The 14,373-nt window shown below is 36.9% G+C and carries 18 protein-coding genes and 2 pseudogenes; all 20 read right to left on the reverse strand.

All coding sequences use genetic code 11. From position 1 onward, the window contains the following. Positions 1–143: 143 nt before the first annotated feature. Positions 144–1,191, reverse strand: a pseudogene (locus HXT48_RS04690) (ABC transporter transmembrane domain-containing protein); the annotation flags it as partial. A gap of 103 nt (positions 1,192–1,294) precedes the next feature. After that, positions 1,295–1,576, reverse strand: a pseudogene (locus HXT48_RS04695) (TetR/AcrR family transcriptional regulator); the annotation flags it as partial. A 550-nt stretch (positions 1,577–2,126) separates the two neighbouring features. Next, positions 2,127–3,146, reverse strand: coding sequence for a hypothetical protein (locus tag HXT48_RS04700; protein ID WP_415685207.1), 1,020 nt, complete (start codon positions 3,144–3,146; stop codon positions 2,127–2,129). A 461-nt stretch (positions 3,147–3,607) separates the two neighbouring features. Beyond that, entirely contained in the window at positions 3,608–4,105 is a 498-nt protein-coding gene (locus HXT48_RS04705; protein ID WP_036764424.1) for a GNAT family N-acetyltransferase, read from the reverse strand. A gap of 79 nt (positions 4,106–4,184) precedes the next feature. Next, the gene (locus tag HXT48_RS04710) at positions 4,185–4,823 is read right to left on the reverse strand and encodes an SAP domain-containing protein (RefSeq protein ID WP_415685206.1); all 639 of its coding nucleotides are present in this window, start codon (positions 4,821–4,823) and stop codon (positions 4,185–4,187) included. A gap of 17 nt (positions 4,824–4,840) precedes the next feature. Beyond that, complete coding sequence (locus tag HXT48_RS04715) at positions 4,841–5,122, reverse strand: CD1845 family protein (RefSeq protein ID WP_119522990.1); 282 nt, start codon at positions 5,120–5,122, stop codon at positions 4,841–4,843. Positions 5,123–5,138: 16 nt separating this feature from the next. Further along, the gene (locus HXT48_RS04720; RefSeq protein ID WP_415685205.1) at positions 5,139–5,432 is read right to left on the reverse strand and encodes an RNA methyltransferase; all 294 of its coding nucleotides are present in this window, start codon (positions 5,430–5,432) and stop codon (positions 5,139–5,141) included. 87 nt (positions 5,433–5,519) lie between these two features. Continuing rightward, positions 5,520–5,927: a hypothetical protein gene (locus HXT48_RS04725; protein WP_415690068.1), complete on the reverse strand. Its 408-nt coding sequence runs from the start codon at positions 5,925–5,927 to the stop codon at positions 5,520–5,522. Positions 5,928–6,027: 100 nt separating this feature from the next. Beyond that, on the reverse strand, positions 6,028–6,735 hold the full coding sequence (locus HXT48_RS04730) for a GIY-YIG nuclease family protein (protein ID WP_415690069.1): 708 nt from the start codon (positions 6,733–6,735) through the stop codon (positions 6,028–6,030). Then, positions 6,668–6,919 carry a hypothetical protein gene (locus HXT48_RS04735; protein ID WP_410310410.1) on the reverse strand — a complete coding sequence of 84 codons (252 nt, stop codon included), beginning with the start codon at positions 6,917–6,919 and terminating at the stop codon, positions 6,668–6,670. The genes HXT48_RS04730 and HXT48_RS04735 overlap by 68 nt, the downstream gene beginning before the upstream one ends. A 125-nt stretch (positions 6,920–7,044) precedes the next feature. Continuing rightward, the gene (locus HXT48_RS04740; RefSeq protein ID WP_415685252.1) at positions 7,045–7,308 is read right to left on the reverse strand and encodes a hypothetical protein; all 264 of its coding nucleotides are present in this window, start codon (positions 7,306–7,308) and stop codon (positions 7,045–7,047) included. A 618-nt stretch (positions 7,309–7,926) separates the two neighbouring features. After that, positions 7,927–9,504, reverse strand: coding sequence for a recombinase family protein (locus HXT48_RS04745; RefSeq protein WP_421792997.1), 1,578 nt, complete (start codon positions 9,502–9,504; stop codon positions 7,927–7,929). 1 nt (position 9,505) lies between these two features. Then, the gene (locus HXT48_RS04750; protein ID WP_004125819.1) at positions 9,506–9,916 is read right to left on the reverse strand and encodes a hypothetical protein; all 411 of its coding nucleotides are present in this window, start codon (positions 9,914–9,916) and stop codon (positions 9,506–9,508) included. Then, a complete protein-coding gene (locus HXT48_RS04755; protein ID WP_004117907.1) occupies positions 9,886–11,481 on the reverse strand; it encodes a recombinase family protein in 1,596 nt (531 codons plus the stop codon). The genes HXT48_RS04750 and HXT48_RS04755 overlap by 31 nt, the downstream gene beginning before the upstream one ends. A gap of 60 nt (positions 11,482–11,541) precedes the next feature. Then, positions 11,542–11,754 (reverse strand): SHOCT domain-containing protein, encoded by a 213-nt coding sequence (locus HXT48_RS04760; RefSeq protein WP_004117908.1) that lies wholly within the window; start codon positions 11,752–11,754, stop codon positions 11,542–11,544. Continuing rightward, complete coding sequence (locus HXT48_RS04765) at positions 11,741–12,151, reverse strand: helix-turn-helix domain-containing protein (protein ID WP_016811295.1); 411 nt, start codon at positions 12,149–12,151, stop codon at positions 11,741–11,743. Before HXT48_RS04765 ends, HXT48_RS04760 begins: the two co-directional genes overlap by 14 nt. A 148-nt stretch (positions 12,152–12,299) precedes the next feature. Then, a complete protein-coding gene (locus tag HXT48_RS04770) occupies positions 12,300–13,220 on the reverse strand; it encodes a GH25 family lysozyme (protein WP_421792998.1) in 921 nt (306 codons plus the stop codon). Further along, positions 13,213–13,632 carry a phage holin family protein gene (locus tag HXT48_RS04775; protein ID WP_004118368.1) on the reverse strand — a complete coding sequence of 140 codons (420 nt, stop codon included), beginning with the start codon at positions 13,630–13,632 and terminating at the stop codon, positions 13,213–13,215. The genes HXT48_RS04770 and HXT48_RS04775 overlap by 8 nt, the downstream gene beginning before the upstream one ends. 171 nt (positions 13,633–13,803) lie before the next feature. Continuing rightward, a complete protein-coding gene (locus HXT48_RS04780; protein ID WP_421792999.1) occupies positions 13,804–14,136 on the reverse strand; it encodes a toxin in 333 nt (110 codons plus the stop codon). Then, a complete protein-coding gene (locus tag HXT48_RS04785) occupies positions 14,117–14,356 on the reverse strand; it encodes a hypothetical protein (protein ID WP_410294680.1) in 240 nt (79 codons plus the stop codon). Before HXT48_RS04785 ends, HXT48_RS04780 begins: the two co-directional genes overlap by 20 nt. Positions 14,357–14,373: the final 17 nt, after the last annotated feature.

Below are 14,373 nucleotides of genomic sequence, written 5' to 3' on the forward strand. Positions count from 1 at the left end.
AAACAGTTCCGGTGTATTATACCAAGCCAACTCAGCATCTGCTTTAACACCCTTGTTAAGACATTATAATAGCGATTTCTTGAGTTCTAGCTCTGTTTCTGATTTATAAAAAACGTATTCTGCTTCGTGTTGTAATATGTACAGAGCAGATTTCCTTGAAAAGCCATATTTTTGAATTTCAATTGAACGCTTATTTGTTGAACCATTTCTATGTTTCCAAATTCTAAACCTTGTTCTGTCTTTTTCTTGGGAAGCGGAACGGTTAAAACTTTGTCAATCGCCTTTAATGCCTCCTTAAATACAATAGAAAAATGTTGTAGAGTAGCTGTCTTGCTTATGGATGCTGTAAACGCAGATGATAAAATAATTGCAAGTATAAAATTAAGGGTTGTAATATTTCCATAGTAAAGAAATATACTTCCCAAAATCATGACAATAACTACTCCAATTTCTATAAATATGTCAATAAGTCCCATTGGAATTGTGATTGCCCCCATACTCTTTTTAACCTAGTAAACATACTCTCTTGCCGTTTTTAATGTTCTTTCGCTAATCTCCTCTTCTTTAGCAAAAGCCTTAATCACAGAAATATTTTTACATATTCCATTAGCTCTTCTCTCATCTTGTTTTCATGGTTAAAGTAAATAGCAAAGTTTTTATCCATTGTTTTCTGCGAAAGAACTTTTACCAAATACATAAGTGGAACTCCGGCAATCATTCCAAGAGCAAGACGCCAATCCACAAAAATCATAGCTACAAAAATAATGGTAGGTAGAAGTGTAACTGACATTATTTCAGGAAGACCATGGGCAAGGTATACTTCCACTTGTTTCACATCATGCTGAACAATGTTGATAAGCTCTCCTGTATTATGTTCTTTAAAAAATCCTAAACTTAGTTTTTTTAGATGATCAATAATATCTAACCTAAGTTCTGTTAATTTTTCGTATGCTTTCTCATGAGCAACCTTTGTTGCAAAATAGTAAAACATGCCTTTTAACACAAATGAGATAAAGATTCCAAAGAATACATACTTTAAATTCTCTTCGTTAATATTGTTTGTGATTAAAGAACTAATCAAGTATACAAGTAGGATTTGTGGTATCAAATCAAATACTATTTTTAAAGCAAGAAGTGAATTGGATAAACTATTTTTCCCTATCACTTTTTCCTTAATTCTTTTTCTGGCATGAACAACGCTCCTTTCAAAACTGAATAATACTGAACTTTAATTCAGCATTAAGGTTTAAAATAAGACTTTGCTGATTACGCAAAGTCTATTTTTTAGTGCTGATTACAGGGATTCCACTCCCTTGTAATAACACCTTGCAATAAGTTTTAGCATATCTTTTGCCCACTTTTCACTTTGATAGTGCCTTGCTATTTCAAGAAGCCCCTCCGTAAAGTTACTGGCTAAAATATGGGCAAGCATTGGATCATATTCTTCTTTTGATTGTCTTTTTAAACTTACTTCAATATGAACCTGCATTTGCGATATGAGTTTTTGTTTTGCGTCTGCATGCTTTGTACCTGAACTTTTATCCATTAAAATAATTAACTTCTTACGCTCTTTTAGAAAACCACTACTTTTATGTTATATTTATTCGATATTTAAAACTTGCTTAACGCTTGTATTACAAATCATTATTTTACAACTTTTGTAGCAAGCACAGTAAGTATGTACCCACTTACAAAAATCAATGAAGTAGCCCCTCGTGGAGTTGCTTCTTTTTTTATCACTTGAATTTATAATCTCAACCCTATAAACATTATACTTATTTACATAAACATACCTACATTATAATAATTAAACCTACATTTAATTTATCATCAACTCAAATATTTTGCCATTTTATTTAAATTTTTTATACTTGCGAATTATCATTTCATAGAATTTATATTCAATAATTTTGCAATAAAAACCCGATATGCATTTTTGAAATACATATCGAGTTTTATTGTTCATATTCAATTTATTTTCTCAACTCCAACAACGCTACCGTTTCGACTTGTGTCAAAACCACCCCGGTGATAACCCTACATCAGAAACTTGGTCTTAACACTCGTTGCAGTATAGAAGCTGGCAAAAAGAGTGATGTCGGAGAATGTATGTCAACATCTTTTTATTATCGCCAACTATGCTTCTTTAGTTCCTCTGCAATCAAAAATGTGTCTGGTACAGATTTATTGTTATCAAAGTCAAGAATTTCCTCTAAGTCAAAAATCCGCGACCCCATGCAACATCCAGATGATACCTTCTGAAAATTTGTCTCGTAGAATTTTTCAACGAAGAAATATCTATGCTCATAGTGGCGGATATCATATCCACATGTAATTGCATCATTCATTGCCTTCTCTATAATCTGCTTCCTCTCGGCTGTTAACTCTCCCATCTCATTAGTGAATCTTATAGAACCATTTTCCTCAACTGCGCGTATTATTGCACAAACTTTTCCAATCGCTCTGACGCTTTTGTTTTTATAGAGCCCAAGATATTGATGTGTCCGAAATCCACGCTCAACTTTATCGTAATAAACATTTGACTTCACATTAAAATCAAATGTTGTTCCTGCAAGCTGCATTCTCATAACAGCTTTGCTTGGTAGGAGTCCCTCTTCGGAGCAAAAATCAATATAATCATTCAAAACATCCTGCATCTCATAATCACGCTCGTCAATAATCCGACTGATAGAATCTATCAGTTGTCGAAAAGTTCGATGGATATACCATATTTTTACTGAGTGAACCCGGCAGTAATTATCAACAGCTTTATTGATTTGATTGATTTTATCACCGGCAAGTGTAATTGGTGCCAATGTCATCAGTACCTTTGTTTTTTCAGTACCGAAAGCTTCCAGATGCCCTTGCAGTTGTTCCGTATAAAACCAGTCAGAGAGTTTAGTTTCTACTACAATCTTAAAACTGTCCTGTGTAATTGTTGCATCAGGCACAGTATTCTGCGCTTTCTCTTGCAGTGCGAACTGTATCTCCGGCTCAAACTGATTATCATCTATAAAGATACTTTCCTTCAAAAAACGAAAGAACTCATCCGGGGAATAATGATACAGCCGTGAAAGCAATAGTATTGTATTGGATGTTACGACATTCTCTTTTTGTGTATAACGCTGAAAGTAATGCACCTTCATACTCGCACTTCCATATTGTATCTTTCTGACATATACTTTTGTATTTTGTCAGCCGTTAATTTTCTTACCTGCGTATTGGGATACTCTTTATATTCTTCTACTCGAAAAGCAGGCTCCATTGCATCACAGATTTTATCTTTATTTTTTCTCAGATATACTCGCAGGTCTTCATAATATGCAAAGATTTTGTATGATACTCTGCCATTTTTACTTTTGATTTCATCGACCCCACAAGACTTTTTCGTTGTATAGTCGGCAGTTCTTAAATACAATTTTGCTATTCCCAATGATTTGAACGGAAAATTCCATCTTTGCAATCCTCGCTTGGAATCATGTCCAATGCATATACATCGCCGGCAAGTACCGCAAATATACTGCATATGATTTTCCAAGCAGTCTAACGGATTCAATAAAGAGTTACACTATTGTCTGATGAATAGCATTCTTCGCACATTTTTGTTCTACCTCTCATTTTTATAAATAAATCTCACTTCACGAAACTCTTTTCCTCCAATAGTGTCATCCAGATATTCCTCTGTTTGGAGAAACCCCAAATGTTCGTAGAAATTTTTAGCTGTTATATTGTCATCAAGTACCCACAAGAACAGTTCATCAAAACCTAGCTTTTTAAGTTCTAAAATAGAAGTTTCAAGAAGCTTTTTCCCGTAGCCCTTTCCCATATATTCAGGAAGAAAATATATAGAAATAATTTCACCACAATCGGGAAACTGTTCAAAACGAGACTTGCAGAAACTGCTTGTGCCGATATATTTTCCATCGACAATACAAACAAGTGTCTTCCATCCAGGTATATCAAAATTTTTTGACCATCTTCCCTCAGGAATTGAATTAAGATATTCTTGTGGAATTATCCCTTTATAGGCATATTTCCAACTTTCTTCGTAAATTTTGCTGATAGCCAATCTATCATCTGAATTTGTTATATATCTAATTTCCATTTGTTGCACTTTTCCTATCACTCCCTTATACAAAATTCATATTTTTCTTCCCAGAACAATTTGACAATCTGGGAGATGTTTATTTATGATACTCATCAATTTTGTATCTATGTTCATTCAGAAGTAATTTTGAATAAACTTTTTCATTCTTTGATTCTCTAACTTCTTTCCAAAGTATAGCTGCAACTTTTAACTTATTAGAATAATTGTTACTGCATTCATCTGTACAAAAATCTTTTAGAAACTGATTCCATTGACAAGCCGAACTATCATACTTGGCATAATCCGACTCACCATAATATATTTTAATCATATCTTGAATAGTGAATTTTATATCGTTGTCCCTCTTTACTTTTCTCCAAGCAGTTGCCATATCAGCACTAAATTTAAACGGACTAATACCTGTTACAGCTGAAAAATAATCTCGAAATTTTTGGTTAAATGAAAAGCCACAGTTAAGTAACGGAGTCTCTAAGGTTATAACTTCGGTTTGACTTTTCTTACCTTTACTCAAAAATTTTTCTACTCTATTTCCCTTGAAATATTGTTCAATAATGTAGTTCAATTCTTTCTTCGTACATCTATACTCTAATCCAAGAGATTTACAAATTTGTGAAAGTTCTTCTCGATACCAATAGTATTTGTTAAATTCTTCAAATGATTTTATATCTTTAAAATCAGGTCTTTTTCTTCCATATGCACACCTTAATAAATTCAAATTTTTCAGTTTTTGATTTAAACTGATTTTATTTTCTCATTTATACCTTGCAAGAACGCTATAACAGCGGCTCCAACCATCGGTATTCCATATGGACTAATTAAGAATCCAATAATCAATGCTTCTATACCAATGGTAACTTCTTTTTGTAAAAAGGATGCTATCGCTCCAAGTATACAAAATATCTTCAGCAAATATAGTAGTGACGTTCCTATGCTGAGTAAGAATGTCAGAAACGCAGCGAGGACACTTAACAAAAGACCGATTGAGGAAAAAACTATTTTTAGTATCCATCTCATGGACTGTCATTCATTTCTATTCAATCATTTTGAAGTGTCTCAAAGCATCCATGATGGCTTCTTCTTTTTCAGGTGTACACTGTAGAATAATTTGTTTCTCCTTTTTAGACTTGTTGTAATGTTCTCGTAATTCTATTCCACATTTCCTTTTTATCTGTGCAATATATAATGTCGGAACTTTTAATTCAAATTTATTCCAAACATATTCTTTGATTTGAGCATATGTTGCCTTACTTTCAGCACTGGTCAAATCAAGCTCATCCAGCACAGTTTCAACGTCTATATGCTTATCGACATCGAGTTTGGACAAAAGTGCTACCGTCTCTACATGGATTGAGAGAACTCCAAGTATAGCTACACTTTTTTGAGTGCACACTATTGATAGTGGGTGCACTTTTTAACGATAGGGAAAGCTATCGTTAAAAGGTTTAAGATTGGCTTGATAGCTTGGTTTTTGAGCATAAAAACAAAAAGAGCCTAGAGATGCCCCACTAGGCTGAGTTTTGTAACATTTCAAATGCTCACATTCTTTTGGCTTTTGCGATGCCCTTTCAACATCAACACTAATCTCTGATTTAAAAGTTACGCTGAACTTGTCCTCGTAAACTTTTATTTTCTTGATGTACTTTCTTACCAGCTTCTCATCATACTCACTAATATCGTGACGTTCACTTTTCAGAAAATCTTCCATTTCTCTGATTCGTCTTTTAGCATCTTCTTGACCTGCTTTTTCTATAAGAAGCTGCTGTTTCTTAACTTTAAGCTCATCAATCTCGTTGGCAGTTTTCGTATATAGTTTCATCACGTGTTGGATACAATGAAACCTTAGCTTGGAACTCTGAAACCTTTTTAGACATCAAAAAAGACGGTATTACTACCGCCTTAATTATTTACACATAACGCTTTTAGATTTCCATTTCTTCTAAATCTTTAAGCGATTTGCCATCCTCCATTTTCCAGTCGGTCTTACCGTTTGTTGTCATTCCTAAAACAAATGAAGCGGCATAAGACGGGCTCTTAAACAAATAATTCTTGGTGAGCACGCCGTCTTTAATTTCGTTATTTTGTTTGCACCGCTGTCTTAGCTCTTTTATGGTATCTGGGATAGCATCAGAATCTGTTTCTTCAATCTGGCTTCCCGTCAATACCACAAAACCCTCGTTCGTTCGTTTGCAATGTGCTTCTATGGTTTTATGCGATCGCTTAATCTTTCGAGAAAGACTTAATAACAGTTCATTATCGTCTTGCTCTTCAACTACAGATACTTGCGTTTTTACTAAAGGTACAAAAATCTTATAGCCTAAAACACCAAGCATCATCTTAAACTGATCAACATAAACCTCTAACTCCGATTCTTTTTCTTCCGTCACATTACCAGGGTTAGGATCATTACCATTCCTTACTTTATAACGATCAGTATCAATAGCAAGGTTAGTGAATTTGTTTTCAAGGTAGCTTATTTCCGTTGGGCCCCAAGAATTGTCACTCGTCGTAAACATAACCGCTTCACTAAAGTAAAAATCGTCTTTTAGGTGTTCATTAACTCTAAAAAAGAACACCTTCACCGTTTTTTCTGATGCCAGCTTGTCCGATGTATACTTCATCCTCGTCATTGTCATTCTTGCCAAACAAAAAATAAACGCCACACTGCTTGAGTTGCTTTCTATCCTTACATTTATCTAGATAAGTTCTAGGAACTTTATAAGCTAAACCACTCCAACTAGGAAGCGTACATTTAATACGCCCTGTAACCTCGCCGTCCATTAAAAAAAGGTTAAAAGTTTTACTATTACTCATAGGAAATTCTCTCCATCGATACTCAACTAATCCTATTATACTCAACATGTAACTCTTTTAACAGAAAAAGCACGTCAGCACTTGCTGATGTGCCTTTATTTTGCCTTGTAACATTTCCTATAAGCTTAACACTTTAGTTCTGTTTTGCTCCCATCAAGGAAGATAAGATCGACCTTTCCATCGTGACGCACGGTTAGATAATCAACCATGCTCAGCCAGACGTTTTCATTGAACACAGTTAACAAATCCTGTTTTTTCAAGTCCTCGATAAAATATTCAACCTCATCACGTCTTGCTTGCTTATCAACAATAATAGCTTTGACTTCTTTAAGCCTTGATTCTACAGTATTAAACCTGTTCACTAGACTCGTATATTTTTTCTCCCACATATGATACAGTACATTCCCTTCTGCATAAATTTTTCCCACTTCACACCCTGGGTGCAAAGTGGCGAATCGACTTGCATGAGCGATTAAAACATAATTCGCGAATGCACTTCGATTCGCTGAGCTTGCTCAAAGTTGAAAGCACAGTGTGCTTTCAACGCAAGCGAAGTACGTTATCCATCCTGTGCACTCAACCCTAAAGCGTAGACATGTTCCCCCATACAGCCAAAACACGCTCAAAAACCACGCCGAGCCAGCCTAAAGCCGCCACACGCTAAACCTTTTAACGATAGCCCTCGCTAAGCCTTGCTACACAAAGCCTAAAACGCAGCAACTAGACTGTACGCAAGTAGGTGTCATCAAAACGATATCTTGAAACAGTCACGATTTGTAAAGGAGCGCCACTGATTCTGTATGGATTGAGAGAACTCCAAGTATAGTTACACTTTTTTGAGTGCACACTATGGATATTGGGTGCACCTTTTAACGATAGGAAAAGCTATCGTTAAAAAGTTTAAGATTGGCTTGATAGCTTGATTCTTGAGCATAAAAAACAGCCTAGAGAGGATTCCCCCTAGGCTAACTTTTGTAACATTTCAAATACTCACATTCTTTTGGCTTTTACGATGCCCTTTCAACATCAACACTAATCTCTGATTTAAAAGTTACGCTGAACCTGTCCTCGTAAACTTTTATTTTCTTGATGTACTTTCTTACCAGCTTCTCATCATACTCACTAAGCTCGTGACGCTCACTTTTCAGAAAATCTTCCATTTCTCTGATTCGTCTTTTAGCATCTTCTTGACCTGCTTTTTCTATAAGAAGCTGCTGTTTCTTACCCTTCAGTTCATCAATCTCATCAGCTATTTTCGTGTAGTCTTTTTTAGCTTTAAGCAAGGTTAGCAGTATCGCCTGTTTGTCTGCGATTTTTTTATCAACCGTTTCAAGCTCACTTAAGTTGTTGCCCGCGATAATTTCTCTAATATTATTCTTCAACGTATCCAATACTTCATCCGATATACTAAACACCTTGTTTATGGCTTTCACTATGGCAGACTGCAGTTCGTTCTCTTGTACTGTCGGAGCATCGCAAGCACTAGGACCATTTTCCCATCTGGTACAACAACGCCAAACAACAGAACGCACTCCTCGATTATTCCAAGCAATTCTTCTGTAAACATCCCCGCATTTAGAACAAACACACAGGCTGGATAAAGCGTACTTGCTGGAATAAACTCTCCTTTTTTTGTTCTCCTCACCGCTAAACATGTTGGCTCGTCTTACCATTTCTTCTTGAACTTTAAAGAAAATATCTCTTGGAATAATAGGCGTGTGACTATCTTTTACATAATACTGTGGTTCTGTTCCATCATTTTTTATACGAACATGGTTAATAAAATCTGTCGTGATGGTTTTTTGTAAAAGAGCATCACCAATATATTTTTCGTTTTGCAAGATGGTTTTAATATTAGACAAGTGCCATTTTAAATGCCCGGCACCGTTTTTAACACCGTCTTTTTCAAGACCCTCCGCTATATCTCTAAGGCTTGCTCCTTCTAAATATTCTCTATAAATCCTTCTTACGACTTTTGCTTCCTGTTCAAGAATTACAAGATTCCCCTCATCGTCTTTTGTGTATCCTAAAAACCAGTTATGGTTGATTTGCACTTTGCCTTCCTGGTAGCGAAACTTAAGTCCAAGCTTCACATTCTGAGAAAGTGACGCGGATTCCTGTTGAGCTAAAGAAGCCATGATAGTAAGCAATAGTTCTCCGCTTGCTTCCATGGTGTTGATGTTTTCTTTTTCAAAAATGATCGGAATGTTTTTGTCTTTCAACTGCCTAACAAACTTTAAACAGTCTATAGTGTTTCTCGCAAAACGGCTAATCGACTTAGTGATAACCATGTCTACTTTGCCACTCATGCAATCGTGGATCATGTCGTTGAAACCGACACGTTTTTTCGTGCTAGTTCCTGAAATACCGTCATCAGCGTAAATGCCAGCAAACTCCCAGAGAGGATTTCTTGAAATATAATCCGTATAATGCTGAACTTGCGTGTCATAACTTGTTGCCTGTTCTTCACTGTCAGTACTAACACGACAATACGCTACTACTCTTAACCTCGGCTTATCTTCATGCTTATCTACCGTATTCCCCGCTATTTTTCTTGGTGGAATAATTATAACGTTGGCACTCATTTTACACCTCCTTGATTTGACTGTACGCATATACTGCTTGCCGATAAGGATCATCATATTTCTTTTCTACCTTTTCTAACTGGTAGCTTGTAATAAGCCGAATTTCCTTTATTGGCTTAGGCTCTTTATAACGATGATTCCTGATAGCATTCTCATGCCTTATTTGTTGCACTTGTCTAAACATATCCTCATCGATAATCTGAGGATAAAACTCTGTTCCTAAATACAATTTCTTGCTAAGAATTTTGCCCGTGACTGGCCAATCCCTTTTTATACCTGATTTTTTAGCAGCTTGAGAAATATTTTTAAATTCAAGATAGAAACGAAAAAACTCTCTTACTTCTTGAGCTTTTACTTCATCTATAACCGCTTTACCGTCTACTATTCTGTAACCATATGGGATGCGTGCCATGTTTCTTTCACCTCTTCTTCTAATTCCAATCCGCATTTCAAAATAAAAAGAAATCTTGTTCTGCTTTTTACCACTATGCCGTCTACAAAATCCAGAAAATCCTCATCCTTAAACTCGCTAAATACTTCTGTGACGCTTACGAACCGTTGAAGTTTTTGCGCCTCGTTTAAGTGCGTTAAGTTACCGTTTAAACTGTTGGAAAGCTGAAGTTTTTCCTTAAGACAAGTATCTATTTCCGTTTTAAGCTGATTGCTTTCCAGATAGTAGGAATCCATCTCAATGTAGCCACCGGCTAAAAGCTTACTGAGTACTTGCTCTTGTTCTTGCAATTTAGCTATTTTTTCTTCGAGTTCGATAACCTTGTTCAAACCGTCTTTATTATTCACACCTCTCAAACTTTCTACGAGAGGAGTCAACATTTGAACGTATCCTGCTTTTAACTTGTTTAACATTTGCAGGAAGGAAATTTTAAGATAACTTTCCATAACAGACTTTTGTGAACAAGCATGAATATCTTCAAGATGCGTTATACAAACCCATATGCCATACGCCTTATTATGTTGATAAATTATTCGTCTTTTACACTTGCTTCCACACTCACCACAACGAATTTTAGCTGAAAACGCATAAAGCTTATTGTACTTACCACTACCACATACTATGTTATTTTCACTTCTTCTCCACGCGATAATCTCTTTTACAAGATTAAAAGTTTCATGACTGATGATAGCCTCGTGATGGTTTTCAATAACATACTGTTGTTTCTCGCCACAGTTTTTATGACGGTTAAAATTATCGTCTGTAAATGTCTTTTGAAAAATCACATCCCCTGTGTATGTTTTATTGTTCAAAATAGCATTCACGGTACTTGAAGTCCAACTTCCGCCCTTTTTAGTTGGAATCTTTTTATCGGTCAATACTCGTGCTATTGCTTCTCCACCCATGCCGGAAAGAGCCATGTTGAAAATTTCTTTTACTACCCTGGCTTGCTCGGGAACTATAATCATTTTCTTATTCTCGTTTTTATACCCATACGCAGGGCAAGAAATGACGAAGGTTCCGTTTTCGAACCGTTTTTGAATTGCCCACGTGTTGTTTTCCGAGATGGATCTTGACTCGCTTTGCGCAATAGAACTCAGGATAGAAAGCATAAGCTCTGAACTCATATGCTCGGTATCAATGTTTTCTTTCTCAAAATACAAATAAATACCGAGACCGGTAAGTTTTCTAACTATTTCAAGACAGTCAACCGTGTTTCTTGCAAGCCTACTAATAGACTTTGTAATAATCCTGTCTATCTGACCGCTCTGACAGTCTTTAAGCAGTTGTTTAAGACTTTCACGCTTATCGATTTTCGTGCCGCTAATACCCTCGTCAAAGTAAAGCCCCGCATACTCCCAGCAGGGATTAGACTTAATATAGTTTTCGTAATGCTCCTTCTGCACTTCTAAGCTGAGAAGCTGCTCATCACTATCACTAGAAACTCTCGCATACGCTGCAACCCGCGTCTTTTTCTCAAAACCAGTTTTTCGCATTGTAGAGTCTATTTTTATTATTTCTTTCACTATTTCCCTCACTTTCAGCTAATACTATTCATCACTCTAAAAGCAGTGTTTATCAAGCTTTTAACCCAATAATTCCTTGTAAAACGGGTGAAATTTTTCCCTGTTAAGACGGCTTATTTTTTCTTTTTCTTGCTCGCTGATAAGCCCTTTTTTAAAGAGTGAAACGGTAAGTTTTTCGGCTATTTCAAAACGAAAATCCGCCTGCATACTCTCTTTTGTCCAAGCTCTCGCTTTAACATCCTTTAGCCCGTGAGCATCATTACTTATTTGCATGATGCTCACCTCCAAAACGATGTTCTATATAGCAGGCGTGGCAGCAGTATTTTCTGGTTTTATTACCGTAAGAGATAAAAGAATTTTTGCAGTTAAGACAAGCACACTCATAGTTTGCCTGTCTTTTTACCAACTGTGTATGCTTGTTCCACCACGTGTTTCTACACGCGTCAGAGCAGAAACGTTTAACTTTTCTTCCTGTGTTTTGCTTAATTGGTTTTGAACAAGATTCACATAATTCCGTCTGTGTTTTCATAGACTGGATTACGCCTAGACTATTACGTTTGCAGTAGCTTTTAATCGTATTAACGGAAACATCCATACGGTTTGCAATCTGCGTATAGCTAAGGCCTTCATCTCTTAGTAATTTGACTTGCTGTTTTTCTTCCATATTCATTTGCCTGTGCCTCCTTACATCACAGGCAAAGAAAAAACAGTGTTTTTTAACCTATTGACTTGACAATTTAACCTTAAAAAATAAAAAAAAGCCCGAGGATTGCTCCAATGTAGGAACAAGCCTCGGGCTTTACATGTTTCAAACTGTTTTACAAGAGTTCGTTTACTCGTTTTTGTACCGTATCATAATCGTATCCGGCAGAAGTTAAACGCTGTTTACGCGTGCTACCGTTACCCCACGCGCCTCGGATTACTTCACGTGCAAGCTCATCAACCGACTTTCTATAAGCTTTAACACCGAGAAGCTCATTAACCTTATTTTGCACGCTCGCATAATCGTATCCGGCAGAAGTTAAACGCTGTTTACGCGTGCTGCCGTTACCCCACGCGCCGTTAATAACTTCTCGCGCCACCTCATCAATACTTGACGTGCGCGCAGCTTGGTCAGAGCCGCCGTTTTTACACCCGTTTAATCCAGCGTTTTTAATAATGCTCGGATAATCCACGTAAGCATAATCCATGTCAACTCTGCCGGCTACTCCAGGCACACTGCCACTTGACGAGTATTGCCAAAGACCATACGAACCCTGATAATCACAGTGCGTGTTCCACTGTGCAATCCACAAAGCGTAACGGTCTCTAACATGAGCGGACACAAGATTATTAACCACTGAAAGCGAAGTGTAAAAGCCTGCATAATACCCGTAAGTTTCCAGTTTGCTGCAAAAACTGGTAATCAGCGAATCGCAGAAAGCTCGCCCACGGTTAAGCTGGCTTTTCTCTTCCAAATCAAAGTAAACAGGATACTCAAAACTCTTACCTGAAAGCATGTTCACACAGCTTTGAGCCTCCTCAGCCGCCTCAAAACCAGAGTTTGCGTACGAATACCAGTAGGCTCCAACATCAAGACCGCATGTTTTTGCTTTACGATAGTTCTGTTCAAACCACTTGTCTTTGCATCCGATACCGTATCCTGCTCGAATGATCACAAACTCAACACCGGATGCTTTCACCGCGTTGAAATCAATGTCACCCTGCCATTCTGATACGTCTATTCCTTTTTTACTCATGAGTATTGTCCTTCCTGTTCTTGTCGTGTAATTGTTCTAAAACGTTTTTTAATTTCTCAGGCACGGGAAGCCCCAGGTGAGCCGCGTTTTCGGTTAAAGATAATCCTTCGTTAGATAGGTAGAAGAAAATTACTGCGGTTCTAATCACGCTTCCTTGTTTCAAAACATGAAAATCTATAATGTTTGCTATGCCAACAAGCATAAAAATGAGCACCTTTCTAAAAATGCCCTTAAAACCAATGCTGCTAGACAGTTTCTTATCCGTGACCGCACACATCACGCCTGTAATATAATCCGCAACTACAAATAAAACGAGTGCGAGGATCAGCCCGTCGCATCCGCCTAAAAAGTATCCCAGCCAGCCGCCTACCAGTGTGAAAGCCAGTTGAGCAATATTCCAAAATCCTCTCATAATTCTCCTTACAAGTTTTCCTAACATTTGCCAGTACTCTTATAAAAACAAAAAGTAGAAAGTAATAAAAAGGGCAGGCATGGTTTAAACCACACCTGCCCTAGCATTTCAGCATTTCAGCATTTCAGCTTTTCAGTATTTCGACTGATATTATTTTTCAACACATGACTACTACTTAACACATTCTTCAGCATCTTCACTTTTCCCAGCCGCTTCATCTTTTTCAGTTTTTTCGTCTTTTTCGGCTTTTATTTTCAAAATTTCGTCGTTAAGTTCGCGTTCTCTAGAATTAAAATAGTCTTCTAACTGTTTCACATACGCTTCATATTCCATCGAGTTTTCCGCGATCACTGCCGAACGCATATCAGATAATACGCTTGCAACAATGCCTTCTATCATGTAAGTAGGTATTGGTATTTGCTTATTCAACTCGACTATTTTTTCGTTTAACTCAGCCTTATATTTTTGCACAGCTACCGCGTAGCTAATTGTCGGTTTTACCACTACTCTCCTCCAATCTTTTTAGAATAATATCCAGCTTGTGGCTGATTTCGCATAAAATTTTCGTATTATCAACTACAGGTGTTGTAATACTTTCTGTCACGTCTTTTAAGCGCGTGCCTTTATTAGCCACTATTTTGTTTGTGGGAATAATAAGTTTCTCCATAACAAATTCTCCTCCATTTCCATCCGGCTTCCGCTCAAGTTCACTTCCACGCTTCACTCGCTTCCATCAACGCT

Origin of the sequence: Gardnerella sp. KA00127 (assembly GCF_049244125.1) — a bacterium.
In the GTDB taxonomy this organism is placed as follows: domain Bacteria; phylum Actinomycetota; class Actinomycetes; order Actinomycetales; family Bifidobacteriaceae; genus Bifidobacterium; species Bifidobacterium swidsinskii.

What these genes read in the sequence shown, in the direction of transcription:
- HXT48_RS04705 (WP_036764424.1), bottom strand. Translation starts at nt 4,105, where the DNA reads ATGGAAATTAGATATATAACAAATTCAGATGATAGATTGGCTATCAGC.
- HXT48_RS04735 (WP_410310410.1), bottom strand. Translation starts at nt 6,919, where the DNA reads ATGAGTAATAGTAAAACTTTTAACCTTTTTTTAATGGACGGCGAGGTT.
- HXT48_RS04715 (WP_119522990.1), bottom strand. Translation starts at nt 5,122, where the DNA reads ATGAGATGGATACTAAAAATAGTTTTTTCCTCAATCGGTCTTTTGTTA.
- HXT48_RS04730 (WP_415690069.1), bottom strand. Translation starts at nt 6,735, where the DNA reads ATGACGAGGATGAAGTATACATCGGACAAGCTGGCATCAGAAAAAACG.
- HXT48_RS04775 (WP_004118368.1), bottom strand. Translation starts at nt 13,632, where the DNA reads ATGAGAGGATTTTGGAATATTGCTCAACTGGCTTTCACACTGGTAGGC.
- HXT48_RS04765 (WP_016811295.1), bottom strand. Translation starts at nt 12,151, where the DNA reads ATGAATATGGAAGAAAAACAGCAAGTCAAATTACTAAGAGATGAAGGC.
- HXT48_RS04750 (WP_004125819.1), bottom strand. Translation starts at nt 9,916, where the DNA reads ATGGCACGCATCCCATATGGTTACAGAATAGTAGACGGTAAAGCGGTT.
- HXT48_RS04745 (WP_421792997.1), bottom strand. Translation starts at nt 9,504, where the DNA reads ATGAGTGCCAACGTTATAATTATTCCACCAAGAAAAATAGCGGGGAAT.
- HXT48_RS04700 (WP_415685207.1), bottom strand. Translation starts at nt 3,146, where the DNA reads ATGAAGGTGCATTACTTTCAGCGTTATACACAAAAAGAGAATGTCGTA.
- HXT48_RS04740 (WP_415685252.1), bottom strand. Translation starts at nt 7,308, where the DNA reads ATGTGGGAGAAAAAATATACGAGTCTAGTGAACAGGTTTAATACTGTA.
- HXT48_RS04760 (WP_004117908.1), bottom strand. Translation starts at nt 11,754, where the DNA reads ATGCAAATAAGTAATGATGCTCACGGGCTAAAGGATGTTAAAGCGAGA.
- HXT48_RS04770 (WP_421792998.1), bottom strand. Translation starts at nt 13,220, where the DNA reads ATGAGTAAAAAAGGAATAGACGTATCAGAATGGCAGGGTGACATTGAT.